This is a genomic window from Methylobacterium sp. Leaf125 (assembly GCF_001423085.1).
In the GTDB taxonomy this organism is placed as follows: Bacteria; Pseudomonadota; Alphaproteobacteria; order Rhizobiales; family Beijerinckiaceae; genus Methylobacterium.
Window position 1 is genome coordinate 916866 of sequence record NZ_LMNU01000001.1, and the last position, 26554, is coordinate 943419.

Annotated in this window: 21 protein-coding genes; 10 read left to right on the plus strand and 11 right to left on the minus strand. The window is 68.9% G+C overall.

Going from position 1 to position 26554, the window contains the following annotated elements:
- Nucleotides 1–130 precede the first annotated feature (130 nt).
- The 3 genes from ASF58_RS04160 to ASF58_RS04170 are packed head-to-tail and all read right to left on the minus strand — an operon-like array spanning nucleotide 131 to nucleotide 2183.
- On the minus strand, nucleotides 131–802 hold the full coding sequence (locus ASF58_RS04160; RefSeq protein WP_055948808.1) for a carbonic anhydrase: 672 nt from the start codon (nucleotides 800–802) through the stop codon (nucleotides 131–133).
- A gap of 60 nt (nucleotides 803–862) precedes the next feature.
- Entirely contained in the window at nucleotides 863–1378 is a 516-nt protein-coding gene (locus ASF58_RS04165; RefSeq protein WP_055948811.1) for an NUDIX domain-containing protein, read from the minus strand.
- Between the two features lie 22 nt (nucleotides 1379–1400).
- The gene (locus ASF58_RS04170) at nucleotides 1401–2183 is read right to left on the minus strand and encodes a DUF429 domain-containing protein (RefSeq protein WP_055947578.1); all 783 of its coding nucleotides are present in this window, start codon (nucleotides 2181–2183) and stop codon (nucleotides 1401–1403) included.
- A gap of 102 nt (nucleotides 2184–2285) precedes the next feature.
- On the opposite strand from ASF58_RS04170, the gene ASF58_RS04175 reads away from it, so the two are divergent.
- Nucleotides 2286–2684, plus strand: coding sequence for a DUF3775 domain-containing protein (locus ASF58_RS04175; protein WP_055947582.1), 399 nt, complete (start codon nucleotides 2286–2288; stop codon nucleotides 2682–2684).
- 50 nt (nucleotides 2685–2734) lie between these two features.
- Here ASF58_RS04175 and ASF58_RS04180 read toward each other — a convergent pair whose 3' ends face one another.
- The gene (locus ASF58_RS04180; RefSeq protein ID WP_244477178.1) at nucleotides 2735–3121 is read right to left on the minus strand and encodes a hypothetical protein; all 387 of its coding nucleotides are present in this window, start codon (nucleotides 3119–3121) and stop codon (nucleotides 2735–2737) included.
- 421 nt (nucleotides 3122–3542) lie between these two features.
- Here ASF58_RS04180 and ASF58_RS04185 point away from each other — a divergent pair, with 421 nt between their 5' ends.
- Together ASF58_RS04185 and ASF58_RS04190 are read left to right on the plus strand one after the other, a co-directional pair.
- Nucleotides 3543–4202, plus strand: a complete 660-nt coding sequence (locus ASF58_RS04185) for a transglutaminase-like cysteine peptidase (protein ID WP_055947585.1) — start codon at nucleotides 3543–3545, stop codon at nucleotides 4200–4202.
- A gap of 95 nt (nucleotides 4203–4297) precedes the next feature.
- Nucleotides 4298–4636: a hypothetical protein gene (locus ASF58_RS04190; protein ID WP_055947587.1), complete on the plus strand. Its 339-nt coding sequence runs from the start codon at nucleotides 4298–4300 to the stop codon at nucleotides 4634–4636.
- 51 nt (nucleotides 4637–4687) lie between these two features.
- Here ASF58_RS04190 and ASF58_RS04195 read toward each other — a convergent pair whose 3' ends face one another.
- From ASF58_RS04195 to ASF58_RS04205, 3 genes are all read right to left on the minus strand, one after another.
- Entirely contained in the window at nucleotides 4688–5821 is a 1134-nt protein-coding gene (locus ASF58_RS04195) for an ABC transporter permease (protein ID WP_055947590.1), read from the minus strand.
- A gap of 25 nt (nucleotides 5822–5846) precedes the next feature.
- A complete protein-coding gene (locus tag ASF58_RS04200; RefSeq protein ID WP_055947593.1) occupies nucleotides 5847–6287 on the minus strand; it encodes a DUF4112 domain-containing protein in 441 nt (146 codons plus the stop codon).
- A 111-nt stretch (nucleotides 6288–6398) separates the two neighbouring features.
- The gene (locus tag ASF58_RS04205) at nucleotides 6399–7553 is read right to left on the minus strand and encodes an aminotransferase (RefSeq protein ID WP_055947597.1); all 1155 of its coding nucleotides are present in this window, start codon (nucleotides 7551–7553) and stop codon (nucleotides 6399–6401) included.
- A gap of 731 nt (nucleotides 7554–8284) precedes the next feature.
- Between ASF58_RS04205 and ASF58_RS04210 the strand changes: the two genes are divergently transcribed.
- From ASF58_RS04210 to zwf, 5 genes are all read left to right on the plus strand, one after another.
- On the plus strand, nucleotides 8285–9781 hold the full coding sequence (locus tag ASF58_RS04210) for an MdtA/MuxA family multidrug efflux RND transporter periplasmic adaptor subunit (RefSeq protein WP_055947598.1): 1497 nt from the start codon (nucleotides 8285–8287) through the stop codon (nucleotides 9779–9781).
- A 4-nt stretch (nucleotides 9782–9785) separates the two neighbouring features.
- Complete coding sequence (locus ASF58_RS04215; protein WP_055947601.1) at nucleotides 9786–12911, plus strand: MdtB/MuxB family multidrug efflux RND transporter permease subunit; 3126 nt, start codon at nucleotides 9786–9788, stop codon at nucleotides 12909–12911.
- A complete protein-coding gene (locus ASF58_RS04220) occupies nucleotides 12908–16213 on the plus strand; it encodes an efflux RND transporter permease subunit (protein ID WP_055947604.1) in 3306 nt (1101 codons plus the stop codon). The genes ASF58_RS04215 and ASF58_RS04220 overlap by 4 nt, the downstream gene beginning before the upstream one ends.
- Nucleotides 16210–17769 (plus strand): efflux transporter outer membrane subunit, encoded by a 1560-nt coding sequence (locus ASF58_RS04225; RefSeq protein ID WP_082512809.1) that lies wholly within the window; start codon nucleotides 16210–16212, stop codon nucleotides 17767–17769. The genes ASF58_RS04220 and ASF58_RS04225 overlap by 4 nt, the downstream gene beginning before the upstream one ends.
- A 137-nt stretch (nucleotides 17770–17906) precedes the next feature.
- Nucleotides 17907–19433: a glucose-6-phosphate dehydrogenase gene (gene zwf / locus ASF58_RS04230; protein WP_082512810.1), complete on the plus strand. Its 1527-nt coding sequence runs from the start codon at nucleotides 17907–17909 to the stop codon at nucleotides 19431–19433.
- Here zwf and ASF58_RS04235 read toward each other — a convergent pair.
- The 3 genes from ASF58_RS04235 to ASF58_RS04245 form a co-directional block, all read right to left on the minus strand.
- Complete coding sequence (locus ASF58_RS04235) at nucleotides 19413–20231, minus strand: restriction endonuclease (RefSeq protein WP_055947606.1); 819 nt, start codon at nucleotides 20229–20231, stop codon at nucleotides 19413–19415. The two genes, zwf and ASF58_RS04235, sit on opposite strands and share 21 nt — an antisense overlap.
- A gap of 342 nt (nucleotides 20232–20573) precedes the next feature.
- On the minus strand, nucleotides 20574–21068 hold the full coding sequence (locus ASF58_RS04240) for a MucR family transcriptional regulator (RefSeq protein WP_055947609.1): 495 nt from the start codon (nucleotides 21066–21068) through the stop codon (nucleotides 20574–20576).
- A gap of 584 nt (nucleotides 21069–21652) precedes the next feature.
- A complete protein-coding gene (locus ASF58_RS04245) occupies nucleotides 21653–22264 on the minus strand; it encodes a class II aldolase/adducin family protein (RefSeq protein WP_244477179.1) in 612 nt (203 codons plus the stop codon).
- On the opposite strand from ASF58_RS04245, the gene ASF58_RS26475 reads away from it, so the two are divergent.
- Nucleotides 22263–22454, plus strand: coding sequence for a hypothetical protein (locus ASF58_RS26475; RefSeq protein ID WP_162242019.1), 192 nt, complete (start codon nucleotides 22263–22265; stop codon nucleotides 22452–22454). The two genes, ASF58_RS04245 and ASF58_RS26475, sit on opposite strands and share 2 nt — an antisense overlap.
- A gap of 48 nt (nucleotides 22455–22502) precedes the next feature.
- A complete protein-coding gene (locus ASF58_RS04250) occupies nucleotides 22503–25133 on the plus strand; it encodes a bifunctional acetate--CoA ligase family protein/GNAT family N-acetyltransferase (protein ID WP_055947618.1) in 2631 nt (876 codons plus the stop codon).
- Nucleotides 25134–25151: 18 nt separating this feature from the next.
- Here the strand turns inward: ASF58_RS04250 and ASF58_RS04255 are convergent, their stop codons facing one another.
- Entirely contained in the window at nucleotides 25152–26105 is a 954-nt protein-coding gene (locus tag ASF58_RS04255; RefSeq protein ID WP_055947620.1) for an AraC family transcriptional regulator, read from the minus strand.
- Between the last annotated feature and the right edge of the window lie 449 nt (nucleotides 26106–26554).

The window sequence follows — 26554 nt, forward strand, 5'->3', positions numbered from 1 at the left end:
GGGAAACGGATGCCGGGCCCGAGGGCCCAGCATGCCAGCACAACGCGAAAGGACGCCGCGCCCCTGGGGCACGGCGTCCTTTTTCGGTGAGGGGCCTTGTCCGCCGCGGGGATGCCGTCGGCCCCTGGACTCAGCTCTGGAAGCAGCCGATCGACGAGGTCGGGCCGAGCCTGCGGCCCTCGCCGTCGATGGCCGGGTTGAACGCGCCGGTCTCGGGGTCGCGCAGGAGCAACTCCCCGCGGGCAATGCCGAAATGGGCGCCGTGCAGGGCCAGCTGCCCGCTCTCCACCCGCTTGCGCACGAACGGGAAGGTCATCAGGTTCGTGAGGCTCTGGCCGACCATCGCGTATTCGAGGCGGGTCAGGTAGTCGGGGCCGTTCTGGGCACCGACCTTCTCGGCGGCGGGGCCCACGAGGGACACCCACTTACCGATGAAGTCGCCCTGCGACAGCGGCTTCGACGAGTTGGCGTAGGCCTTGATGCCGCCGCAGGTGGCGTGACCCAGCACCACGATGTGCTTCACTTCCAGACCCTCCACAGCGAACTCGATCGCCGCCGAGGTGCCGTGATAATCGCCGCCGGTCTCGTGCGGGGGGACGATGTTCGCGACGTTGCGGATCACGAAGAGTTCACCCGGTCCGGTGTCGAAGATCACCTCCGGGGAGACGCGGCTGTCGCAGCAGCTGATCATCAGAACCTCGGGGCTCTGACCCTCGGCGAGCTTGGCGTAGCGCTTGGCCTCGTCGGTCAGGCGTCCGTCGATGAAGGAGCGATAGCCGGCCTTCAGCGTCTCTGGAAACATGGGTTGGTCCTCGCTCATGGGTTTCGTGGGAGGCTCGCCAACACGTGGCGTGCCGGAGGGCTACGGTTGCTCCCGCCAGTTTAGGACGACCGGCGCCGCCGGTATCGTCCCGGCAACGATGTCGCGGGCGACCTCGACCAACCCCCTCGGCTCGATGCGCTCGGACGTGGACGCGAGTTCGGCCAGCGTCCACCAGCGGGTGCCGAGGACCGGGTTGTCCTCGGTTTCCGCCAGACGGCTCGTATCCACGGTCGCGTCGGGCAGGCGGACGACGAAGTAGCGCTCGCGGGCATAGCGAGAGGTCCGGAACAGGTGGAAGGGGCCGTCGCACGACGCGACCTGTGGTCCGATCTCGGCATCCGGCACGCCGATTTCCTCGGACAGTTCGCGCCGGCAGGCCTCCACATGCGTCTCGCCGGCCTCGAGACCGCCCCCGGGCATGAACCAGAAGGTGCGGTCCTCCGGTCTCGCCGGATCGATCGGGCGCACGGACTCGTAGGCGATGAGCAGAAGGCGCTGATCGGGATCGAACACCAGCGCCCGGGCGATGTCGCGAACGGTCAGATCCTGCGTCATGTCCATGTCCCACCGTCCCGCTTCAGCTCCCCGATCTAGCAGGGATTTCTCCTGCGGCCAGGGGGTGGCTCGACGGATCGGCCGGCATCCAGATCACGACGGGAAGTCCCTCGGCGTCCCGGTCGGGTGGATCGGGCAGGGGGCGGGCGCGGCCCTCGGCGAGATCGCGGGCGACGACGAGGGCGGCCAGCGCATCGAGGTGGTCGTCCGCACCGATCCCGGACGGTCGTCCTGCGATCAGGCCTTCGGGCAGGCCGGCCCGTTCGAGCAGGGCGCGGCGTTCGGCAAGTCCCGCCTGGCGGCCCAAACCCTTCTTGCCCGCCGCCAGGGGCTGTCCGCCGTTGAGGCAGCGGAACACGATCTCGGGATGGACTTCGTGAAGGCGCGCCATGAGATCCGGTCGCGCCCGTAGCAGCCCGTCGACCGCCCGGACGGCGGGCAGGATGTTCCAGCACTGGATCGAGGGCGCGAAGGGCGGCGTGCTGTGTGCCCGTGACAACGCCTTCGCCTCTTCGTAAGTCCCGGCATAGACCGCTGCGCGGGCCGGCACCGGAAACACGCTCGCTCGTCCGGCGCCCAGGACAGCGCGCGCGGCCCGGTCGGCACTTCGTCCGCCGCCGGTCACGTGCGCCTCCAGGCCGATGGGACAGTCGATCCCCACGCGGATCGGTGCCTCGACGCCGTCGAGGAGGTCGGCCGGCCGGGTGACCCGCACGGCGCGGTAGCGAGCGGGGTCGTCGAGGTCCAGCAGGACCCCGGCCCAGGCCCCGCGGCACCCGTCGAGGCCACCGATCCAACGCGTCATCGGCGCGGACCGGTTCGGATCGACGCGAACCGGATCCGGCTTGGCCCGTTGTCGCTGCTCAGGGCCGCCGCTGCCGGCGGCCGCCGAAACGGGAATGCGTTCATGGACATCGCCGTCGACAAGGTCACCGAAATCATCCTGCGCGTGCGCGCCGTCGATGTGAAGGAAGGGCCGACCGACCCCGATTCCGGCTCCAACCCCACCGATGACGGGGCCACCGACGTGCTCATCTCGGGCACGGACGACGCCACCGAGGAAGAATTGCGGTCGATGATCGGCGCCCTCAACGACGACGAGCGCGCCGACCTCCTGGCCCTTCTCTATATCGGGCGCGGCGACATGGAACCCGAGGAATGGTCCGAGGCGGTGCGCTTCGCCCGCGAGCGCGAGGCTGCCGGCGAGGGGGCCGCCCGCGAGATCCTCGGTATTCCCAATGCGGGCGACCTCCTCGACGAGGGCCTCGCCAACCTCGGGATTACGCCGGACCTGCCCCAGGCCTGAGGCCGAGAGGAACCCGGGGCACGGCCAGCGGCGCTTGTCGGAACGCGGCGTCAGCGGCAGGGCAGGGCGAGGGCAGTGTCGGCAACGAAGCCGGCCGTGTCGCGCAGGCTCTGCGGCTGCGTCTGATCCTCCGAGACCGCCTCGGCCTCCGCGTGCAGGCGGTCGTTGCAGGCACAGGTGGGGATCTGCCCCCTGGGCGGCGAGCAGATGTCGTGATGCATGCAGGCGAGGTCCAGGGCATCGATGGGCGGGCGCGGGCTGCGATTGCCCGGGCCACAGTAATTGCCATGGATCAGGAACGTCCCGCGCTCCGGGTTGACGTAGGGCGTCTCCTGCGCACGAGCGGTGGGGATCATCACGGCCGACAGGGCAAGGGCGAGCGCCATGCGTGCCGTCACCGGCGGAGCGATCCGGAAGGGTCGATCTGCGTCAATCATCTAGGCCTCGTCTTCTCGGTCTGATTGCGCCCTCGCGGGTGAAAATGGGGCCGCCTCGCCCGGGGACAAGCGTCTCACCTCTAGCCGTGAGAGGCTTAGGACGGGCAAGACCTGTTCAGCCTCCGTCGCAAGCAGATCGATGCAGGCTTGTTCGTTGTTTGGCAAAGCAACGCCTGGCCGCCGGAACGTCCCTGGACAGCATTGGCTCCGGCGATGCTTCGCGGCTGTCCGCGGACGGTGTCTGTCCCGCCGCCGCCGATCTCGGGCCTGTCGCGTCACAACGTTGCGTCGGCCGGACGCGGTGACGACGAACCGAAGCGCCGTCATCCACACCGTTAACCTTTTCTTAACCCGCCGATTGTGGTGCAACGTCTGCCGTGGGACATTCGTTAACAGAAGCTTAACGGGGCCAAGGGCGGTCATGCGGTACGGGTTTTCCCAGCGTTTCTCGGCTCTGAAGACCCGTCTCGCCACCTTCGGTGCCGCGACGCTGGCCCTGGGCCTCGTCGCCGTGTCGGGCGCCGAAGCGCAGACCCTGGCGGCCCTGCCCACGGTCCCGAGCGCCATCAGTGCCGGTGTCCAGACCCGCCCGATCGCCGCCTGGGTCGATTTCTGCGCCGCCTACGCGACGGAATGTGCGGTGAACACCGCCGAGCCAGCCCAGATCGCCCTGACGCCGACGATCTGGAACACCATCGTCTCGGTTAACCGCCGGGTGAACAAGTCCCTGGTCGCCGTCACCGACATGGACCACCTGCACGTCGCGGACCGCTGGGACCTCGCCGAGGACGGCGCGGGGGATTGCGAGGACTTCCAGCTCCTCAAGCGCAAGCTCCTGGCCGAGGCCGGGCTGCCGCGCCGGGCGATGCGGATGACCGTCGTGATCGACGAGAAGGGCGAAGGCCATGCCGTCCTGACCCTGATCACCGATCGCGGCGACCTCATCCTCGACAACAAGACCAGCACGATCCTGCCCTGGCGTCAGACCGGCTACACCTTCATCAAGCGCGAGAGCCAGGATGCCGTCGCCTGGGTGTCCCTCGGCCGGGCCGCCTCGCCCGTCACCACGGCCAACCGCTGACGCTGTCCCAATGCGGGATCGTGGACAACCCGATCCTTTAAGGCGCGGTTAAGCGTGGCGGCCCGAGGGTGATCCCGCTCCGGGATACCCCGTCCATGACGTTCCGCGATCTTCGCCGTACCGCTGCAGCGCCCGCTCTGCTGATGCTGCTCGCCGCCTCCGCGGCGGCGCAGGAGGCCCCGAGCGTGGCCCAGCGCCACGCCTCCTGGCGCGCCTGCCTCAACCGCAACTTCGCCCTCGAGGTCGCCCTCTCCAGCCGGGTCATCGCCGCCGACGCGGCCCTGCGCACCTGCCGGCCCAGCGAACAGGCCTATCTCGCCGCCCTCGCGGGCTCCCCCCTCGTCGATGGCGACGACGTCGCCCGGGTCCGGCCGGCCCTTCTCCTGCGTGCCAGGGGCTGGCTGCTCGACGGCGGCCGCCAGCGCCCGCTCTGAGGGGCTGATCGGACGACAGCCGAGGCTCCGCGCTGCCGCAAAGACCGGCTCTCAGGCGAAGGATTTGCGCGGGTCGAAGGCGTCGCGCACGGCCTCGCCGGCGAAGACCAGCAGGCTCAGCATCACCGCCACCACGAAGAAGCCGGTCAGTCCGAGCCAGGGCGCCTGGATGTTGTCCTTGCCCTGGGCCAGCAACTCGCCCAGCGAGGCCGAGCCGGGGGGCAGGCCGAAGCCGAGGAAGTCGAGGGAGGTCAGCGTCCCGATCGATCCGTTGAGGATGAAGGGCAGGAAGGTCAGCGTCGCCACCATCGCGTTGGGCAGGAGGTGGCGGCTCATGATGCGGATGTTCGAGAGGCCCAGCGCCCGGGCGGCCCGCACGTACTCGAAGTTGCGGGCCCGCAGGAACTCCGCCCGCACGACCCCGACGAGAGACACCCATGAGAACAGCAGCAGGATGCCCAGCAGCACGAAGAAGCCCGGCTCGATGAAGGCCGAGATGATGATGATGAGATAGAGGGTCGGGATGCCGCTCCAGACCTCGATGAAGCGCTGCAGGGCAAGGTCGACCCAGCCGCCGAAATAGCCCTGTACCGCTCCGGCGATCACGCCGATCACCGAGGAGATCAGGGCGAGGATCAGCCCGAACAGCACCGAGATGCGGAAGCCATAGATGATGCGCGCCAGCACGTCGCGCGTGGTGTTGTCGGTTCCGAGCCAGTGCTTCTCCAGCTCGGCGCAGGGCTTACCCACGGTTTGGCATTGGGCCTCGGTGAGCATCCAGGTCGGGGGCGAGGGGGAGGGGGTCGGCAGCCCGTCGATGATCGTGTCGTAGGAATAGGGGATGGGGGGCCAGATCGCCCAGCCGTTATCGGCGATCTCCTTGCGGGTCTCCGCCGAGCGATAGTTGGGTCGGGCGTAGAAGCCGCCAAACTTCTCGTCCGGATAGTCGATGATCACCGGGAACAGGATCTCGCCCTTGTACGAGACGACCAGCGGCCGATCGTTGGCGATGAACTCGGCGAACAGACTCGTGACAAACAGGCCCGTGAAGATCAGGAACGACCAGTAGCCGAGGCGATTGCGCCGGAAATTGGCGAGCCGCCGCCGGTTCAACGGCGACAGGCCGCGACTCGGCGCGGGCAGGGCGACCGCCTGGGTGGTGTCGGGACGCGCGACCTCGTTCATCGGGCGTCCCCCCGTGCGCCGGATCTCAGCCGTCGATGTGCGTCGCCGTGCCCTCGATCTCGTTCGGGCGCAAGCCGCCATGCCGCTCGAGGTGACGCCGCAGCAGGCGCACGTTGCGGCGGTTGGCCTTGAACGCCGCATCGAACAGGTCGCCCGCCAGGGGGACGGCGCCGAGCGCCCCGTCGGCCGCGATGTTCAGGGCCATCCGGGCGATGAGCCAGCGCGGCGCCCCGAGCCGGCGCGCCTCCACCACGATGTAGGAGGCCAGCAGCATACCGGCGACGTCGCCCACGACCGGGACAAGGCCCACCAGGGCGTCGAGGCCCACCCGCCGGTTGATGCCGGGGATCACGAAGGCCGAGTCCATGAGATGCGCGAACGCCTCCAGGCGCAGCAGCGTCGCCTCGCGGTCGTCCGCCTTGGGCCGGAAGCGGGTCGTGGCACCGGCGGTCCGGGTGAAGTCCATGGTCGGGCTCCGGGGCAAGTCCAGCCTGTGAGAAGGGTGCTGCGTGGTCATGCGTCGGGATGTGGCCCCGGTCGCGCGCGCCCGCAAGCGTCGCCCTTGCGAACCGGCCCATCAGGCCGCCTGCCGCGCGACGGCGGTGAGCCGGTCGAGCGCCCGGTCGAGGACGTCGTCGGCCTTGGCGAAACACAGCCGCACGAGGTGGCGCACGGAGGCATCGGGATAGAAGGCGCTGATCGGAATCGCGGCCACGCCGTGCCGGCGCACGAGGTCGTCGCAGAACGCGACGTCGTCGTCGCAGCCGAGGGGCGCAAGGTCGACGTTCAGGAAGTAGGTGCCGTAGGAGGGCAGCACCCGGAAGCCTCGCTCGGTGAGGCCTGCCGACAGGCGGTCACGGGACGCGGCGAAGCGTGCGCGCATGCCGGTGAAGTAAGCGTCGTCCTTGGCGAGCCCGTAGGCCACCGCCTCCTGCAGGGCAGGCGGCGTCGTGAAGGTGAGGAACTGGTGGGCGTTCGCGACCACCCGCATCAGGGGGGGCGCCGCCATCACGAAACCGACCTTCCAGCCGGTCAGGCCGAAGATCTTGCCGGCCGAGCCGATCTTCACGGTCCGATCGCGCATGCCCGGCAACGCCATCAGCGGGCAATGCCGTGCGCCGTCGAAGACGATATGCTCCCAGACCTCGTCGCAGACCGCCACCACATCGTGCCGCGTGCAGAAGGCGGCGAGCAGCGCCAGGTCCTCGCGTCCGAAGATCGTGGCGCTGGGATTGAGCGGATTGTTCAGGATGACGAGCTTCGTCCGATCCGAGAACGCCTCCGCGAGGGCGTCCGCGTCGAGGCGGAACTGCGGGGGCCGGAGCGCCACGATGCGCGCGACGCCGCCGGCGCGGCGCACCAGCGGCAGGTAGGCGTCGTAGAGGGGGGCGAACAGCACGACCTCGTCACCCGGTGCGATCAGGGCGAACAGGGCGGCGGCGATGGCCTCGGTGGCCCCCGACGTCACCATCACCTCCGCCGCCGGGTCGAGATCCAGCCCCTGATGATGCGCGTAATGCGCCGCGATCGCCCGGCGCAAGTCGGGCAAGCCCATCATCGGCGGGTATTGGTTGTCGCCGTGCAGCACGGCCTCGGCGGCCTTGCGCCGGACATCCTCCGGTCCCGGATCGTCCGGGAAGCCCTGACCCAGGTTGATCGCACCGAGTTCGCGGGCGAGGCCCGACATCACCGTGAAGATGGTCGTCGGCAGGTCGGCGAGCACGGGATTCATGGAGTGCGGGGGTTCGGGGGGCAAGGAACGGAGCGTCGAGCCGTGGCGTAGCACGCCCCTTCGTCTCGGTGAAATGTGCGTCCTCGCACGCCGCCCGAAGCCCCGCCAAGCAGCTGGCCTGACGATTGTTGACTTTCATCAGCCATCACGTAACTCTCGACTCACGGCTGGAGCGGTGATTGCCAGCGCGGGACTTCGCCCCCTCGTTCCGTACACGTGTCGTCGCCGCTCCGGTCCTTCCCAAGAAGAGGTCGTCGCTTCCCCCAGCGGCGGCCTTTTCTGTTTGCCGGTTGCTGATTGCCGGAGGACCGGCCGCGTTCACCGGAGCGTCTCGACACGGATTTGCAAGCGCGGGCGCAGCAGCAATACGGTGGAAACGCGAAGGCCGCACTGGAGTCGCATTGGTTCCCTAGAGCGTCTCTCATGCCGTGCCGCGACCGCCTTGAAGACCTGGGACCGGCCGGGGTCGAGCTTCGATGGGATGGGGCCGGTGATCGGCCGAGACCTGCCGATGCGGGGCGCAGGGTGCGACGTCGCTCGATCCTGTCCCGGGGCGCCCACGGACCTTATTTCATCGGCAGCGCCTGCCGATCCGGGCGAGCGCCAACCGGGCATGCGCGAACCGGGCCCGCGGCACGGGATTGCGGTGCGCCGGAGGGCGTTGGTCTCGTGGGGGCTTGCCGGTTCTTCCGCTCGCAACGCCGTCCGCAACACGCCATGATCGTCAGGCCATGAACGAAACCTCACCCATCCGCACCGAGACAGCGCGCGAATACTCCGGGACGGTCCGTGGCGACGCGCGGCCGGGCGACGTGCTGCCGCGCGAGACGCGCGCCGCGCCACCGGCCCGTCGCAGCCGGGCGGGGCTCTGGTTCATCCTGCTGCTGATCCTGGCAGGGGCCGGATACGCCGGATACCGTTTCTACCTCGCGCCCAAATCCGAGACCCAGGTCGCCGCCACCTCCGGCCGGGGCAAGGGAGGGGGCGGGCGCGGCGGCCATGGCGAGCCGGCCCAGGCGGTGGGCATCGCCACGATCGCGCCCGGCGACGTGCCGATCGTCCTCGCGGGCCTCGGCACCGTGACTCCGCTCGCCACCGTGACGGTGCGCTCGCAGATCAGCGGCTATCTGACCGAGATCGGGTTCCGCGAGGGCCAGACCGTAAAGAAGGGCGACTTCCTCGCCCAGATCGATTCGCGCCCCTACGAGGCCCAGCTCGCTCAGTACCAGGGCCAGCTGATGCGCGATCAGGCGCTTCTGCAGAACTCGAAGCTGGATCTGGCCCGCTTCCAGCGGCTCAGCCAGCAAGACTCGATCTCGAAGCAGAACGTCGACACCCAAGGCGCCCTCGTGAAGCAGAACGAGGGTACGGTGGCGGCCGACCAGGCCCTCGTCGACCAGCAGAAGCTCAACATCACCTACACCCGCATCATCTCGCCTGTGGAGGGCCGCGTCGGCCTGCGCCAGATCGATCAGGGCAACTACGTCACCGCGGCCTCGACCAGCATCGTGGTGGTGACCCAACTGCACCCGATCTCGGTGGTCTTCACCCTGCCGGAGGACGACGTCGCGCGGGTGATGCGCCGGGTGCGCTCCGGCGCCAAGCTCGCGGTCACGGCCTACGACCGGGGCGACACCAACGTCATCGCCACCGGCGTGCTCGATACGGTGGACAACCAGATCGACACCACCACCGGCACCGTGAAGCTGCGCGCGATCTTCGAGAACCAGGACGACGCGCTCTTTCCCAACCAGTTCGTCAACGCCAAGCTCACCGTCGATACCGTGCGCGACGCACCCATCGTCCCGACCGCGGCCATCCTGCGGGGGACCCCGGGCACCTACGTCTATCTCCTCCAGGGCGACGACAAGGTCGTGGTCCGGCCGGTCAAGCTCGGCGAGGCGGACGGCGTGCGGACGGTGGTGACCGAAGGGCTGAACGTCGGCGACCGCGTGGTCGTGGACGGCACCGACCGGCTCCGCGACGGTGCCCCGGTGCGCATCACCGAGGAAGGCGGCAAGCCCCGGAACGCCTCGCCGCGGGACCATGCGGCCGACGCCCAGGGCAAGGCGGCGCGGAGTCCGGGCGCTCCGGCAGAAGCTCAGAGCACGCCGGCCGCCGCGCCGGTGACCGAGGGTGCCAAGCCCGACGCCGCCAAGGCCGATGCCGTCGCTCCCGAGGGCCAGAAGCGCGAGCGCCGGCGGCAGCGTCCGGCCGAGGCGCAATGACCCGATGAATCCGTCCCGCCTCTTCATCCTGCGGCCGGTCGCCACCACGCTGTTCATGCTGGCGATCCTCCTGGTCGGCATGGTGTCGTACCTGAACCTGCCGGTCTCGGCCCTGCCGTCGGTGGACTACCCGACGATCCAGATCCAGACCTTCTATCCGGGGGCCAGCCCCGAGGTGATGACCTCGGCGGTGACGGCGCCCCTGGAGCGGCAGTTCGGGCAACTCGCCAACCTGAACCAGATGACCTCGCAGAGTTCGGCGGGGGCCTCCGTCATCACCCTGCAGTTCAGCCTGGACCTTCCCCTCGACATCGCCGAGCAGCAGGTGCAGGCGGCGATCAACGCGGCCGGAAACCTCCTGCCGTCCGACCTGCCGGCGCCGCCGATCTACGCCAAGGTCAACCCGGCCGATGCGCCGATCCTGACCCTGGCGCTGACTTCGAAGACCCTGCCCCTGACCGAAGTGCGCGATCTCGCCGAGACGCGCCTGGCCCAGAAGATCTCCCAGGTGGCCGGCGTCGGCCTCGTCAGCACCGGTGGCGGACAGCGCCCGGCCGTGCGCATCCGCTTTAATGCCCGCGCCCTGGCGGCCTACGGGCTCAACATCGACGACCTGCGCACCACGGTCACCAACCTCAACGTCAATACGCCCAAGGGCACCATCGACGGCCCGACCCAGTCCTACGCGATCAACGCCAACGACCAGATCCGCGACCCCAAGGCCTATGACGACGCGATCATCGCCTACAAGAACGGCGCGCCGGTCCGGCTGTCCGACGTGGCCGACGTGGTCAACGGCCCCGAGAACACCAAGCTCGGCGCCTGGATGGACGAGACGCCCGCCGTCATCCTGAACATCCAGCGCCAGCCCGGCGCCAACGTCATCGCCACCGTCGACAAGATCAAGGCGCTGCTGCCCCAGCTCCAGGCGACCCTGCCAGCCGCCATCGGCGTCACCGTGCTCACCGACCGCACCACCACGATCCGCGCCTCGGTGCACGACGTGCAGGTCGAGCTGGCGCTGGCCATCGGCCTCGTGGTGCTAGTGATCTTCCTGTTCCTCCGCAGCGTCTCCGCGACCCTGATCCCGAGCCTGTCGGTACCCCTCTCCCTGATCGGCTCCCTGGCGATCATGGACCTCTACGGCTTTTCCCTCGACAACCTGTCGCTGATGGCGCTGACCATCGCGACCGGCTTCGTGGTCGACGACGCCATCGTGGTGATCGAGAACATCGCCCGCCACGTGGAGGAGGGCGACTCGCCCCTGGAAGCGGCGCTCAAGGGCAGCCGCGAGATCGGCTTCACCATCATCTCGCTCACCGTCTCGCTGATCGCGGTGCTGATTCCGCTCCTCTTCATGGGCGACGTGGTCGGGCGCCTGTTCCACGAATTCGCGATCACCCTGGCGGCCACCATCATCATCTCGGCGGTGGTCTCGCTCACCCTCGTGCCGATGCTGTGCGCGCGCCTGCTGAAAGCCCACGTGCCTGGCAAGGCCGAGCGCCGCGAAGGCGTCATCGCCCGCACCGCGCGCCGGGGCATGGACGGCATCATCGCGGGTTACGGCCGCATGCTGCGGGTGGTGCTGCGTCACCAGACGCTGACCCTCATCGTCACCCTCGGCACGATCGCGCTCACCGCCTACCTGTTCGTGGTGATCCCCAAGGGGTTCTTCCCCGTTCAGGATACGGGCGTCATCCAGGGCGTGACCCAGGCGGACCAGACCGTCTCCTACGCCGCCATGGCCGAGCGCCAGCAGAAGCTCGCCGCCATCGTGCTGAAGGACCCGGACGTCCAGAGCCTGTCCTCCTTCATCGGGGTCGACGGCCAGAACGTCACGCTGAATTCCGGCCGCTTCCTCATCAACCTGAAGCCGCAGGAGCAGCGCACCGCCCGCGCACCCGAGATCATCGAACGGCTGAAGGCGGCCACCACCGAGGTCGCGGGCATCCGCCTCTACCTGCAATCGGTGCAGGACCTGACCATCGACACGGCGGTGGGCGCGACCCAGTACCAGGTCATCCTCGAGAACCCGAACCTCACCGAGTTCGAGACCTGGGTGCCGCGCTTCGTGCGGGCGCTGCAGGCCTCGCCGCTGCTCATGGACGTGGCGAGCGACCTGCAGGCGAGCGGGCTGGCCGCCTACATCACGATCGACCGGCCCACCGCCGGGCGCTACGGCATCACGCCGGCCACGGTCGACAACGCTCTCTACGATGCCTTCGGCCAGCGCATCATCTCGACGATCTTCACCCAGTCGAACCAGTACCGGGTCATCCTCGAGGCCGATCCCGACCTGCACAAGACCATCGAGAGCCTGGACCACATCTACCTGCCATCCTCGACGGTCGCCTCCGGCCAGGTTCCGCTCTCCGCCGTGGCCCAGGTCAGCGAGCGGCGGGCGCCGCTGCTGATCAGCCATCTCGGGCAGTTCCCCGCCACCACCGTGTCGTTCAACCTCGCCCCCGGCGCGGCCCTGGGCGACGCCGTCACGGCGGTGGAGGCGGCGCGTCAGTCCATCGACCTCCCGCCGAGCTTCCGCGTGGTGCCGCAGGGGTCGGTCTTCGCCTTCCAGTCGGCGCTCTCGAACCAACTCTTCCTGGTGCTGGCCGCCATCGTCACCGTCTACATCGTCCTCGGCGTCCTCTACGAGAGCTTCATCCACCCGATCACCATCCTGTCGACCCTGCCCTCTGCCGGCATCGGAGCGCTGATCGGGCTGATGCTGTTCGGGCTCTCCCTCGACATCATCGCGATCATCGGCATCGTGCTTCTCATCGGCATCGTGAAGAAGAACGCCATCATGATGATCGACTTCGCGCTCCAGGCCGAGCGCGAGGAGGGGATGAGCCCCCGCGATGCGATCTACGAAGCCTGCATCCTGCGCTTCCGGCCGATCCTGATGACGACGCTGGCGGCCCTGTTCGCCGCCGTGCCCCTCATCGTCGGCACCGGCGTCGGCTCCGAACTGCGCCAGCCCCTGGGCATCGTCATCGCGGGCGGCCTCATCGTCAGCCAGGTGCTGACCCTGTTCACCACCCCGGTGATCTACCTCGCCTTCGACCGCCTGGAGCGCCGCCTCTCCGGCCGCCGCGCCGGCGGGGCCGACAGCGTCGAGGCGCTGCCGTGAACGTCTCCGAGCCGTTCATCCGGCGGCCCGTCGCCACCACGCTCCTGACCATCGGCGTGCTGCTCGCCGGCATCTTCGCTTTCATGAAGCTGCCGGTGGCGCCGCTGCCGCAGGTGGATTTCCCCGTCATTCTGGTCCAGGCGCAGATGGCGGGCGCCTCGCCGGAAACCATGGCCACCACGGTGGCGGCACCCCTGGAGCGCCGCCTCGGCTCCATCGCCGACGTCACCGAGATGACCTCGACGAGTTCGCTCGGCTCGGTACGCCTCGTGCTGATGTTCGGGCTCAACCGCGACATCGACGGCGCGGCCCGCGATGTCCAGGCAGCAATCAACGCCGCGCGGGCCGACCTGCCCACGGCGCTCCGCTCGAACCCGACCTACCGGAAGTTCAACCCGGCCGATGCCCCGATCCTCATCCTGGGCCTGACCTCCGAAACCCTGACGCCGGGACAACTGTACGATTCCGCCGCCACGGTGGTGCAGCAGAAGATGTCCCAGCTCCCCGGGGTCGGAAACGTCGATATCGGCGGCTCGTCGCTTCCCGCCGTGCGGGTGGAACTCGATCCGACGGCCCTGTTCAACTACGGCATCGGCCTCGAGGGCATCCGCGCAGCCCTGGCCTCGGCCAACGCCAATTCGCCCAAGGGCGCGATCGAGACCGACACCCGCCACTACCAGCTCTACGCCAACGACCAGGGCCGGGTGGCCGCCGATTATCGCGACCTCGTGGTGGCCTATCGCAACGGTGCCGCCGTGCGCCTCACGGATGTCGGCAAGATCGAGGATTCCGTCGAGGACCGGCGCAATCTCGGCCTCGTCAACGGCAAGCCGGGCGTGATCCTGTTCATCTACAAGCAGCCCGGCTCCAACGTCGTCGAGACGATCAAGGGCCTCAAGGCCGCGATCCCGCAGGTCAAGGCGGCGCTGCCCGGCGACATCGACCTCACCGTCACGGGCGACCGCAGCGCCACCATCCGCGCCTCCCTGGCCGAGACCGAGGAGACGCTGGTCATCGCGGTCGCCCTGGTCATCTTCGTGGTGTTCCTGTTCCTGCGCTCGGGCCGTGCCACCCTGATCCCGGCCGTCGCCGTGCCGATCTCCATCGTCGGCACTTTCTCGGCGATGTACCTGCTCGATTACAGCCTCGACATCCTGTCCCTGATGGCGCTGATCATCGCCACGGGCTTCGTGGTCGACGACGCCATCGTGGTCTTGGAGAACATTCAGCGCCACATCGAGCAGGGCAAGCCGCGGGTCGAGGCGGCGCTTCTCGGCTCGCGCGAGGTCGGCTTTACCGTCATCTCCATGAGCCTCTCCCTGGTCGCGGTGTTCCTGCCGATCCTGCTGATGGGCGGCATCGTCGGCCGCCTGTTCCAGGAGTTCGCCGTCACCCTCTCGCTCGCGATCCTGATCTCCCTGGTGCTGTCTCTCACCACCACGCCGATGATGTGCGCCCTCCTGCTCCGGCGCGAGGCGTCGCACGGGACGGCGCGGCCGAACTGGCTGGTGCGGGGCCTGGAGGCCGGGTTCGACGGCATGCTCGCGGGCTACGAGCGCACCCTCCGGATCGCTATGCGGCACCGGCGGCTCGTCGTCCTCACCCTGCTGGCGACGGTGGGGCTCAACGTCTACCTCTACATCATCGTCCCGAAGGGCTTCTTCCCCGAGCAGGATACGGGGCAGATGATGGGCGGCATCCAGGCCGACCAGCGCATCTCGTTCCAATCGATGAAGCAGAAGCTGGAACAGGCCACCGCCATCGTGCAGGCCGATCCGGCCGTGGACAGCGTCGTCGGCTTCACCGGCGGGCGTGGCACGAACTCGGCCAACGTCTTCGTCGGCCTCAAGCCCCGGGGCGAGCGCGAGTCGATCACCGCCGTGATGGCGCGCCTGCGCCCGAAGCTGTCCCGCGTCGCCGGAGCCCGGCTCTACCTCTTCCCGCGCCAGGACCTGCGCATGGGCGGGCGCCAGAGTTTCGCCCAGTACCAGTACACCCTGCAGGGCGATACTGCGGAAGAGCTGTATCAGGCCGCGCCGAAGCTGGTTCAGGCCCTGCAGAAAAATCCGATCTTCGCCGACGTCACCTCCGACCAGCAGGAGGGCGGCCTGGAGAGTCGCCTCGTGATCGACCGGGCCAGCGCCTTCCGCTACGGCCTCACCCCGGACAAGATCGACAACACGCTCTACGACGCCTTCGGCCAGCGCCAGGTCTCGACCATCTACAACCCGCTAAACCAGTACCACGTCGTGATGGAGATCGCCCCGCGCTACCTCCAGAGCCCCGACACCCTGAAGATGCTCTACGTCTCGACCTCGGGCGGCAAGGCGCGGGGCTCGGCCACCACCAACGCGGTGGCGGGCACCGTGGCGGGCGCCCCGGCCGTTGCCGCGAACGGCGCCGTGGGCGCAACGGCAACCGCCGACGCCAGCGCCGCCTCCATCGCCACCGATTCGGCCCGCAACGCGGCCGCCAACGCCATCGCGGGCGGCAAGGGCGGCGCCTCGTCCAGCGCGCCGGTGTCGAGTTCCAAGGAGACGATGATTCCGCTCTCGGCCTTCGCCCGGCTGGAGACCGGCAATGCGCCGGTTCAGGTGAGCCATCAGGGCTTGTTCGTGGCCACCACGATCTCGTTCAACCTCGTGCCGGGCAAGAGCCTGTCGGACGCCACCGCCGCCATCGACGCGGCGATCACCGACCTGCGCCTGCCCGCCACGATCCACGGCGAATTCGCCGGCTCGGCCAAGAGCTTCCAGGAATCGTCCTCGCGCCAGCCGCTGCTGATCCTGGCCGCCCTCGTCGCCGTCTACACGATCCTCGGAATTCTCTACGAAAGCTTCGTCCACCCCGTGACGATCCTGTCGACGCTGCCCTCGGCCGGCATCGGCGCCCTCCTGGCGCTCCTCGTCTCGGGGACCGAGTTCACCGTCATCGCGCTGATCGCGGTGTTCCTGCTCATCGGCATCGTGAAGAAGAACGCGATCATGATGATCGACTTCGCGCTCGATGCCGAACGCACCCGGGGGGCCTCGCCACAGGACGCGATCTTCGAGGCCTGCCTCTTGCGCTTCCGCCCGATCATGATGACAACGCTGGCCGCGATGCTCGGTGCCTTGCCCCTCATCCTCGCCGGCGGAGAGGGCTCCGAGCTGCGGCGGCCCCTCGGCATCGCCATCGTCGGCGGCCTGATCGTGAGCCAGATCCTGACCCTCTACACCACCCCTGTCGTCTACCTGTACCTCGACCGGCTGCGACGCCGCGGCGCGCCGGCGGCCGGCGTAGCGCTGAGCCCTGCCGAATGAGCGATTTCCGTCGGCCGATAGGGCCCGCTCGCGCTTCCCGCTCTCCCGCACAGGGCGGCGCGCGCGCGGGCGCCCTCCGCGTCACCGCCATCCTCCTGGCCACCACCGTCTCGGGCTGCATGGTCGGGCCGGACTATGCGCGTCCCTCGGTGGAGACGCCCCTGGCGTTCAAGGAGGGGGGCACCCGCGAGGACAGCGCCGCCTACGTGGCGAGCCGCAAGGGCTGGCGTCCGGCCGCGCCCAATGACGGGGCCGAGCGCGGCGACTGGTGGCGGGTGTTCCGCGATCCCACCCTCGACCGGCTGATCCGCCTCGTGGATGTCGACAACCAGAGCCTGCGGGCCCAGGTGGCCGCCTACGAGCAGGCGCGCGCCTTCGTCGCCCAGGCCCGTGCCGCCCTGTTCCCCACGGTCACGGGCGCCCCCAATGTCTCGCGGTCCCGCTCCCTCGGGATCGAGCGCACCAACGTCTCGCTCCAGGGTCAGGCAAGCTGGGAGCTCGACCTGTTCGGCCGCATCCGCCGCAACATCGAGAGCGAGGTCGCCACGGCCCAGGCCAGCGCCGCCGAACTCGCCCTGGTGCGCCTGACGCTCCAATCCGAGGTCGCGATCAACTACCTGACGCTGCGCTACCAGGATTCGCTCCAGCGCGTGCTCAATGAGAACATCGAGGGCTACAAGAAGAGCCTCGCGATCACCGAGAACCAGTACAATGCCGGCGTCGCCGCGCGCTCGGACGTGATCACGGCCCAGACGCAGCTCCAGACCACACAGGCCCAGGCCATCGCCATCGGCCTGCAGCGCGCCACCTTCGAGCACGCCATCGCGCTCCTCGTGGGCCGCCCGCCCTCCGAATTGAGCCTGCCGGTGGCGCCGCTCGCCGCGCGGCCGCCCGCAGTGCCGGTCGGCATTCCTTCGACGCTCCTCGAGCGACGTCCCGACGTCGCGCAGGCCGAACGCACCGTCCAGGCCCAGAGCGAGCAGATCGGCGTCGCCGTGGCGGCGTTCTACCCCACGGTGACGCTCTCGGCCTCCGGCGGGATCTCGGGCAGCCCGGCCAACGGCCTGTTCTCCGCCGTCAATCAGGTCTGGTCGGTGGCGGCCGCCGGCACGGAGGTGTTCTACGACGGGGGTGCCCGCGCGGCGGCCCTGCGCATCACCCGCGCGGCCTATGACGCCAGCGTGGCCAGTTACCGCCAGACCGTGCTCACCGCCTTCTCGGAGGTCGAGAACGGCCTTGCGGGCGTGCGCATCCTCGCCCGGCAGCAGGTGGCCCAGGACGAGGCCGTCTCCTCGGCCCGCCGCGCCGTGGAGATCACCCTGAACGAGTATCGGGCCGGAACGCAGAACTTCACCACCGTGGTCACGGCGCAGGCGCTCGCCCTGAACAACGAGGTCGTCGCCCTGCAGATTCGCCTCAACCGGTTCACCACGGCCGTCTCGCTCATCCGTGCGCTGGGCGGCGGCTGGGACGTCCGCAGCCTGCCGAGCGGCGACGAGCTGAAGAACGCGCGCCTGCCGGTGGATTCCGGCCAGGCGGTCCGCACCGACGAATAGGGGCCTGCCCCGCGTCCCGGTCGGGTCAGCCCATGCGTTCGGACACGACCTTGGCCGGAACGTCGCCGGACGCGGCAGGTTGACGAGCGGATTTGGCCGGCGCGTCGCGCGGCAATCGCGAGTGGAGGCCGTGGGCCATGGACCAGACACCCCCCGCCAAGGCACCCGCCGGGACACCCGAGCATCAGCCCGTCCCGGCGGCACCCCCCTGCACGCTGGTGATCTTCGGGGCCTCCGGCGACCTGACGAAGCGGCTGCTGATGCCGGCGCTGTACAACCTCGCGGCCGGTGGCCTGCTCGACCCGCAGTTCCGCATCATCGGCGTCGATCACAACGCCAACACCGATGCGGGCTGGCGCCAGGACCTGACGGAGACGATGCAGTCCTTCACCACGGACCGCACCTCGGAATTCCACCCCGACCACATCGACCCCAAGGCCTGGGGCTTCGTCGGCGAGCGCCTCAGCTTCCGCCAAGGCGACTTCACCGCCGCCGACACCTTCACAAGCCTCGCTCAGGCGCTGTCCGGCAACGTCATCTTCTACCTCGCGGTCTCGGCCCGCTTCTTCGGGCCGATCGTCGACGCTCTGGGTCAGGCGGGGCTCCTGAAGGAGGACAAGGGCGCGTTCCGCCGGGTCGTCATCGAGAAGCCGTTCGGGAGCGACCTTGATTCCGCCCGAGCCCTGAATGCGCGAATCCTCAAGCAGGGGGCCGAGAGCCAGTTCTTCCGGATCGATCACTTCCTCGGAAAGGAGACGGTTCAGAGCATCCTGGCAATCCGGTTCGGTAATGGACTGCTCGGGCCGGTCTGGCATCGCGACCACGTCGACCACGTGGAGATCACCGCGGCGGAGACGATCGGCGTCGAGGCGCGCGGCGCCTTCTACGAACCCACCGGCGCGCTGCGCGACATGGTACCGAACCACCTGTTCCAGCTGCTCTGCATGGTGGCGATGGAGCCGCCCAAGACGCTCGATGCCGAGGACGTCCGGGACGAGAAGGCCCGGCTGATTCAGGCGGTGCGGCCGGTTCAGCCTGAGCAGGCGGTTCGCGGCCAATACGGGGCGGGCCAGGAGCACGGGCACGCGGTGCCGGCCTATCGCGACGAGCCCAACGTCGCGCGGGATTCCCGCACCGAGACCTACGTCGCCCTGAAGCTCGCCATCGACAACCCGCGCTGGAAGGACGTGCCGTTCTACCTGCGCACGGGGAAGCGCATGACCGACCGCGTCACCGAGATCGCCCTTCATTTCCGGCCCCCGGCGCACTCGCCCTTCGCCGCTCCGGGCGCGCCCGTCACCCCCGATGTCCTGCGCTTTCGCATCGACCCCGAGCAGGGGATGGACATCGTGATGAACGCCAAGCGCCCCGGACCGCGCCTGGAGCTCGGCCGTGTCACCGCGGCGTTCGATTACGGGGATTTCTTCCAGGAGACGCCGAGCGTCGGTTACGAGACGCTGCTCTACGATTGCCTGATCGGCGACGCGACCCTGTTCCAGCGTGCCGACAGCATCGAGGCCGCCTGGGCGGTGGTCGATCCCCTGCTGAAGGCCTGGGCCGATGCACCGGTGGAGCCCTACGCCGCCGGGAGCGACGGCCCGGAGACGGCGACTGCGCTCCTGGCCGCACAGGGCCATCGCTGGCTACCGCTCGGCAAGGGATGAGGGCGAAGGCCGAATGCCGCGCCGCTTGGCACCGGCCGGCGGGGCAAGCGGCGGCGCCGGCTGCATCTCGGCAAGGGCGTCGTGGTGCAGCAGCAGGACACCGGTGGCGGCGGCGAGCTTGCGCGCCGCCGGGGTGAACCCGGCATTCGAGACGACCGCCGCCCTGTCGGCGGACCAGTACCGCATCGCCGCCGCGATCTCCTGCACGGCGCCGTTGCCCACCGGCCGCCCGTAGCGCTTGCACTGGACCACGAGACGGATTCCGGCCTGCTCCGCGACGATGTCGGCACCCTGGTCGCCGCTGGCCTGGGTGGCGCGCGCGTTCCAGCCGGCCTCGCGCAGGCGTCCCGCACAGTAACGCTCGTAGGCGATGCCCTCCTCGGGGGCTTCGCTCTCGTCCGGCAATCGCACCGCATCCGCCACCCGATCGATGATGGCGAGAATGTCTTCCCAGGCTCCATCGATCTCGCCGCCACGGCCCCAGGCCTCCAACTGCGGCACCACCGTGCGCTCGGCGAAGTAGGTTCGCTCGCGCTCCCAGCCGTCGCTGATCAGGTTGCCGTAGGCATCGATGAAGCATTCCTGCCGCCGCCGCAGGGCCAGGGTCGGCGCATGCGGGCGTGCGATCCTCCGGATCAGTCGGCGCAGGCGCCGCGGCCGGTCGAGATGGTGGAGGACGACACCGGCGAACGCCAGTCCGGCCCCGATGGCGCCGGGCTGCCCGAACCACAGGGCGCAGCCCCCTCCAAGTACGGACGTCCAGAACAGGCGCGCCACGAGGCGCGATCGACCCGACATGTGGTGGTCCCAACCGGAGGTGGGCCGAGATCGTTCGACCCTCGGCCGCGTCGGACCCGACCGTGGCAGCGGAGGGTTGCGCGTTCTCTAACGCCGCCCGGGCTGGGGAGGGCAGGGACGAATCCGGATGCCCGAAGATCTTGCGGACCAGCGCATCGGTTCTGCGATCACGCGGCGGCAAGCCGATTCGAATACCAACCTGATCTATGAAAGGCACGCTTCCACCGTATCTGCCAAGGTCAGGGCAGACGCGGTCGACAAGCTGTGGACAAGACGAACAAGGCCGAGGCAGAGCGCCCCGGCCTTGTTCGTCGCCGTTCCGGCATCCGTCGCTTCCGGGCGTCAGGCCTGCGCCGCCACCTTGGGACGACGTCCGCGCGGCGTCGACCCTGCCTTGGCCTCGATCTCGGCCGGTAGGCTCTCCTGCTTCCGACGCTGCTGACCGAGACCCATGTTCTTGGCCAGTTCCGAACGGGCGGCCGCGTAGTTCGGGGCAACCATGGGATAATCGCTCGGGAGGTTCCACTTGGTGCGATACTGCTCGGGCGTCATCTCGTAACGCGTCCGCAGGTGACGCTTGAGCGACTTGAACTTCTTTCCATCCTCTAGGCAGACGACGTAGTCGGGCGTGATCGAGCGCTTGATGGAAACCGCCGGGGTCAGAGGCTCCGCCTTCTCTTCGGTCCCGACCTGGTTGAGCTTGCCCAGGGTGGCGTGCACCGAGCCGATCAGGGCCGGCAGGTCCGCGATCGGAACCGAGTTGTTGCTCACGAATGCCGATACGATGTCGGCCGCGAGTTCGATGTAGTCCGGCAGGATTCCGTTCTCGGCGCTCATTCTGAATCTCTCGTTGCGTTTTGAATACCGCCCAGCCCGACGGCGTGCTGCCGTTTGGGAGGTTTGGATGCCGCGGTCTGGTTGTGACTTGCTGGTTGCTATGATGCAGCAAAGCAAAAGGCAAGAGGCTCAGCAGGTCTCGTATAGGTCGCATTGGGCCGATTTCTGGTGAACTCGAATAGACCAGCAACCAGTGCCGTTCCGAGAAACCGGACTAAATTTGCGCGATTTTCTCTGATCCTGCACGGGCTGGGGGATCAACGGCTCTAAAGCCTCAAGGCTCGTATGGACGAACCGAAAAAATAATTTTCTATGGGAGGGATTATGATCTCATACAGACCAAGTCTGGCGAGAGATTTGAGCCGAAGCGGACCTCAAGGCCCTATTGCGGGCAAAACAGGCCCAAGGACTAATTTGGTTCTTGAATACAAAATCTATACGCACGCATGGCCGTGCAGGCTGTGGAGACCGCGCGTTTTTTTTCTGCAGCCACGCGCGGATCTGCGTAAAAATTTACGTAGGTCGGACCGAAAAGGTCCCGAACGGACGTTTTCAACGCCTGCTTCAGGCAATGCGAGACCTGATCACCCTTCCGTTCGGCTACGCGGACCGTAGGATTTGAACCGTTCTACCGTTCTCCAGATCTCGTCATCTGGCAGCACGACGGGATTTCCGACCTGAAGCGCGACCGCATATTGCCGGCAGAGCGCTTCCACTTCGACCGCTAGCCAGAGGGCCTTCCGGAGATCGGAGCCGATGGCGATCATGCCGTGATTGGCGAGGAGGCAGGCCATCCGTCCCTCCAGGGCCGTCAGGGCCGCCGCCGACAGGGCTTCGGTGCCGTAGGGCGCGTAGGGGGCACAGCGCACGGTCGGTCCGCCTGCCGCCGCGATCATGTAGTGCACGGCCGGAATGTCCCGACCGCAGATCGCGAAGGCGGTGCAGTGGGTCGGGTGTGCGTGGACCACCGCGTTCACGTCCGGACGTGCCGCGAGGATGTCGCGGTGGAAGTGCCACTCGGAGGAGGGGGCGAGCGGGTGGGTGAACCCGCCGTCGAACTGCATCGCCACGATATCTTCCGGCCGTAGGGTGTCGGCCGGAATGCCGGAAGGCGTGACGAGGAAGCCGTCGCCCGCCCGCACCGATACGTTGCCGGAGGTGCCCTGGCTCAGACCGAGCGTGAGAAGATCACGCATGGCGGCGACGATGTCGGTACGGATCGTTCCGTCCGCTGTTTCAGAGGCGGGCGAGGAAGGCTGGGACGGCATGCAGGTCTCCGGACGCGAACGCCCTACCGGTCGGGCGCAGGCGGTCTATAACACCGCCTGCCGGACGTGCTCGCCGTCCGACCCGGTTACCAAGCCGGTGACGCTCCTGAGGCCGTGACGGTTCAGGGGCGGCCGCCCCGTCACCCGAGCAGAGGCAGTTCGGCCGATGAGTACGTACCGCTTCGAGGCGCTGGTCGCCCCGCGCGCGATCGCCCTGGTCGGCCTCGAGGCAGGTCCGGAGGGGCTGGCCGAGGCGGCCCTGACCAATCTGCGGCGCGGCGGCTTTCCGGGGCCGATCCATTGCCTCGGCTCCGATGCGGCCGCCGGTCAGATCCCCCGCTTCGCCGACCTTCCCGAGGCACCGGACCTCGTCATCCTGGCGACCCCGGCCGAAGCGATTCCCGGTCAGATCGCGGAGGCCGGGCTGCGCGGAGCGGCCAGTGCCGTCATCCTCACGCCGGACGTCAGCGACGCGATCTGCGAGGCGGCACGGGCGGAGGCTCGCCACCACGGCCTGCGCCTCCTCGGGCCCGGCAGCATCGGCCTCTCGGTTCCCGGCGCCCACCTCGATGCGAGTCTCCTGGCCCGGGCCCCCAAGGCCGGCGACCTGGCGCTGGTCTCGCAGTCGGGCACCGTCGCCGCCGGCATCGTCGAATGGGCGGCACGCCGGGACGTGGGCTTCTCGGCCGTGCTGTCCCTCGGCATCGCCTGCGATATCGACGTTGCGGACTGCCTCGACCACTTCGCCGCCGACATCCGGACCCGGGCGATCCTGCTCTCCCTCGATGCGGTCGTGGATGCGCACAAGTTCATGTCGGCCGCGCGGGCGGCCGCGCGCGCCAAGCCGGTCGTGGTGCTGCGGGCGGGGCGCCACCGGGCCCCGGCCCGGCACGCCGCGACCCATACGGGCGCGCTCGCCCGGCCCGACACGGTCTACGAGGCAGCCTTCCGCCGCGCCGGGCTGCTCGCGGTCGAGAGTCTGGATGCGATGTTCTCCGCGGTGGAAACCCTCGGGCGGCAGCGCCCCTTTCCGGGGCATCGTCTCGCGATCCTGGGCAATGGACGCGGCATCGGCGCCTTGGCGGCCGACCGCCTCGCCGATCGCGGCGGCACCCTCGCGGCGGCCGGGACGCTCGGCAATCCCGTCGATCTCGGCGTCGCCGCCGGACCGGAGGCTTACGCCGACGCCCTCGCGCCCCTGCTGGCGGATCCGGGCAACGACGCGGTGCTCGCGGTCCACGTGCCGACGGCGCGCTCGGACGGCACGGAGGTCGCGGGAGCGATCGCCGACACCGTGACCCGGATCCGTCGAAACGGCGCCCGCAAGAAGCCGGTCTTCGCCGTGACGATCGGTGAGGAAGCCGAGGCGGTCGGACGCCTCGCCGCCGCGGGCATTCCGCGCTTCTCCACCGAGGACGCGGCCGTCGAGGGATTCCTGCACCTCGTGCGCTATCGCGAGGCGCAGGACGACCTGATGCGCACGCCGGATTCGCTGCCGCGCGACTTCTCTCCGGACATCGAGGCGGCCCGCGCCGTCGTCGCGCGCGCCGTGGCCCAGGGGCAGACCTGGCTCGACCCCGTCGCGGTGGCCGACCTTCTCGCCGCCTACCGCATCGACAGCGTACCCCTGACGCTGGCGCCCGACATCGATGCCGCCGCGACGGCCGCATGGCCCATCATCGCGCAGGGCGGCGCGGTGGCCCTCAAGGTCGTCTCGCCCGACATCGTGCACAAGTCCGACATCGGCGGCGTGCGTCTCGATCTCACCAGCGAGGCCGACGTACGGCTGGCCGCCGCCGACATCCTCTCCCGGGCCCGGCGGCTGGCGCCGGAGGCGCGGATCACCGGATTCGCGGTCCAGCCGATGATCCGGCGCGGCAAGCAGCGCGAGTTGATTGCGGGGCTCGCGGAGGACCCGACCTTCGGGCCGGTGGTGGTGTTCGGGCGCGGCGGCACGGCGGTGGAGGTCATCGACGACCGGGCCCTCGGCCTGCCGCCCCTCGACCTGCGCCTCGCCTCGGAGCTGATCGACCGGACCCGCGTCGCCCGGCGTCTCGCAGCCTATCGCGACGTGCCGGCCGTGAACCGACACGCGGTGGCGCTGGTCCTGGTGAAGCTGGCGCAACTGGCGGCCGACTGCCCCGAGGTGCGCGAGCTCGACATCAATCCGCTCCTCGCCGACGAGACCGGTGCTCTCGCGCTCGACGCCCGCGTGATGGTAGGGGCCGAGACCGCGGCCGGCCGGCGCGCCCGGGGCGCCTACCATCCGCGCTTCGCGATCCGGCCCTATCCGGTGGAATGGGAGCGCACCCTTCACCTTCGGGGCGAGACCATCACGGTACGGCCGGTGCGGCCGGAGGACGAGGCGCTGTTCCTGACCTTCTTCCAGTCGGTCAGCGCCGAGGACCTGCGCTTGCGCTTCTTCGCCCCGGTCCGGGACTTCAACCACGCCTTCCTCGCCAAGCTCACGCAGCTCGACTACGCCCGCGCCATCGCCTTCGTGGCGATCGACGCGGCCACCGGGGTGATGCTCGGCGCCGTGCGTCTGCACGCTGATGCCAATCATGAGAGCGGCGAATACGCCATCCTGATCCACGGCGACCGGAAGGGGACAGGCCTCGGCCATGCCCTGATGAGCCTGATGATCGACTGGGCCCGGGTCGAAGGGCTCTCCCGGGTCGAGGGGACGGTCCTGCGCGAGAACCGCGCCATGCTGGCGGTTTGTCGCCAGCTCGGCTTCGCGGTCCGCCCGGACAAGGAGGATGGCGCCGTGGTCAAGGTTTCCCTGGCCCTGTAGCGGTTCGGCCGACCCGCTTCACGCCCGCTCGGTGATCCGGCGGACGCCGCCGGGATCGGCGCTGGCGCTGAACTGCGACGGCGTCATCCCGTAACGCTGTCGGAACAGGCGGCTCAGCTGAGCCGGGCTGCGGAACCCGACTGCCTCGGCCAGCACCGCGATGGGGTGCGGTTGCGCCGGCGCGCTGAGTGCCGCCTTGATCCGCTGCAGCCGGGCGGAGCGGATGAAGCACTCGACCCCGCCGACCGGCTGGAACATCGCGAAGAGCTTGGAACGCGAGGCGCCGATGCTGCGTGCGACCTCCGCGGCGCTCAAGTCGGGATTGCCGAGATTCGCCTCGATATACAGACGGGCCTTCTGGTGCAGCCGCGCCGGATCGCTGTGGGAGGTGCCGTGACCGAGGGCGGCGGTGATCGCCTGGGCCATCAGGGTTGCGGTGTGGGCGAGGGTCTCGGCATCGAGCGCGGCCAGATGCGGCAGGCGGTCGCGCAAGCGCAGGAGGTGGGTGGTGTAGGGCGCAGCGATGTCCGGCGGAATGACGAGGCCGTGGAGCGCATCCAGGGGGCCGAACCAGCGGCGGGCGAAGGCGCGCGGCATGCTGACAAAGTTGCGTCGCTGCCGCGGGATGTCCTGGGCGTCGCGGATGATCGCCGGCCGGGAGAAGTCGATGGCGTAGACGGAGCCGGCTCCGGTCCGCACGTCGCGGCCATCGAAGTTGCCGACGATGCTGCCGGTCTCGACATGTTGCAGGATGATCGCGTCGAGGCCGTCGAAGCCGAGTTTCTGCGCGGGCCGGTGGAAGATGAACGGGACGCCGTCCATGAAATGAAATCGCAGGTGTTCCGACCAGAAGCTGGTGATGTCCACGTGGAAGGGCGTCACCAGGGGCGTCACCAGCGCCGCGCTGGCGAACATCAGCTGATAGACCTGCGCGGCGTCGTCCTGTGGGTAATCGCAGCTTGAGAACTGCACGCGTCGGAGCGGGAAAGTCCCGTCTGCAGGGTGTTGGTCCGATGGCGAAGCGTGCAAGGCCGGGTCACGACTGTTGGGCGCGGGATCGACGTCATTACGAGGATCGACGTCATCTGGTTCCGCTCCGTCGACCGTATCGCCTGGAAAGGCTGCGGCGCCAACGGGCGCGGTGCGGTCGGCGCGCCCCGCGCCCGCCGATCCAGACCGCACGGAGCTGATGCCACCGCGGGACTGCGAACAGAATTTCAAGCCGGATTTCAGCAAAGAACGCGGGAGATACACCCTGCGGGCACAGATATCTCGGCCGCGGGATTTGCGCCGTGTGTCGGCTGATTTGAAATTCGATTTGCTAATCGGCTGCGAAGCGCGTAGACATTCAATATCAATTCAACGGCAGAACCTCGGTGGCGCGGTTTCGTTATGAAATCGTGTGCCAGAGATCTATGTCT

Excerpts from the sequence above, each read along its gene's own strand:
- ASF58_RS04160 (WP_055948808.1), bottom strand. The coding sequence starts at position 802 with ATGTTTCCAGAGACGCTGAAGGCCGGCTATCGCTCCTTCATCGACGGA.
- ASF58_RS04165 (WP_055948811.1), bottom strand. The coding sequence starts at position 1,378 with ATGACGCAGGATCTGACCGTTCGCGACATCGCCCGGGCGCTGGTGTTC.
- ASF58_RS04170 (WP_055947578.1), bottom strand. The coding sequence starts at position 2,183 with ATGACGCGTTGGATCGGTGGCCTCGACGGGTGCCGCGGGGCCTGGGCC.
- ASF58_RS04175 (WP_055947582.1), top strand. The coding sequence starts at position 2,286 with ATGGACATCGCCGTCGACAAGGTCACCGAAATCATCCTGCGCGTGCGC.
- ASF58_RS04180 (WP_244477178.1), bottom strand. The coding sequence starts at position 3,121 with ATGATTGACGCAGATCGACCCTTCCGGATCGCTCCGCCGGTGACGGCA.
- ASF58_RS04185 (WP_055947585.1), top strand. The coding sequence starts at position 3,543 with ATGCGGTACGGGTTTTCCCAGCGTTTCTCGGCTCTGAAGACCCGTCTC.
- ASF58_RS04190 (WP_055947587.1), top strand. The coding sequence starts at position 4,298 with ATGACGTTCCGCGATCTTCGCCGTACCGCTGCAGCGCCCGCTCTGCTG.
- ASF58_RS04195 (WP_055947590.1), bottom strand. The coding sequence starts at position 5,821 with ATGAACGAGGTCGCGCGTCCCGACACCACCCAGGCGGTCGCCCTGCCC.
- ASF58_RS04200 (WP_055947593.1), bottom strand. The coding sequence starts at position 6,287 with ATGGACTTCACCCGGACCGCCGGTGCCACGACCCGCTTCCGGCCCAAG.
- ASF58_RS04205 (WP_055947597.1), bottom strand. The coding sequence starts at position 7,553 with ATGAATCCCGTGCTCGCCGACCTGCCGACGACCATCTTCACGGTGATG.
- ASF58_RS04210 (WP_055947598.1), top strand. The coding sequence starts at position 8,285 with ATGAACGAAACCTCACCCATCCGCACCGAGACAGCGCGCGAATACTCC.
- ASF58_RS04215 (WP_055947601.1), top strand. The coding sequence starts at position 9,786 with ATGAATCCGTCCCGCCTCTTCATCCTGCGGCCGGTCGCCACCACGCTG.
- ASF58_RS04225 (WP_082512809.1), top strand. The coding sequence starts at position 16,210 with ATGAGCGATTTCCGTCGGCCGATAGGGCCCGCTCGCGCTTCCCGCTCT.
- zwf (WP_082512810.1), top strand. The coding sequence starts at position 17,907 with ATGGACCAGACACCCCCCGCCAAGGCACCCGCCGGGACACCCGAGCAT.
- ASF58_RS04235 (WP_055947606.1), bottom strand. The coding sequence starts at position 20,231 with ATGTCGGGTCGATCGCGCCTCGTGGCGCGCCTGTTCTGGACGTCCGTA.
- ASF58_RS04240 (WP_055947609.1), bottom strand. The coding sequence starts at position 21,068 with ATGAGCGCCGAGAACGGAATCCTGCCGGACTACATCGAACTCGCGGCC.
- ASF58_RS26475 (WP_162242019.1), top strand. The coding sequence starts at position 22,263 with ATGGCGGCGACGATGTCGGTACGGATCGTTCCGTCCGCTGTTTCAGAG.
- ASF58_RS04245 (WP_244477179.1), bottom strand. The coding sequence starts at position 22,264 with ATGCGTGATCTTCTCACGCTCGGTCTGAGCCAGGGCACCTCCGGCAAC.
- ASF58_RS04250 (WP_055947618.1), top strand. The coding sequence starts at position 22,503 with ATGAGTACGTACCGCTTCGAGGCGCTGGTCGCCCCGCGCGCGATCGCC.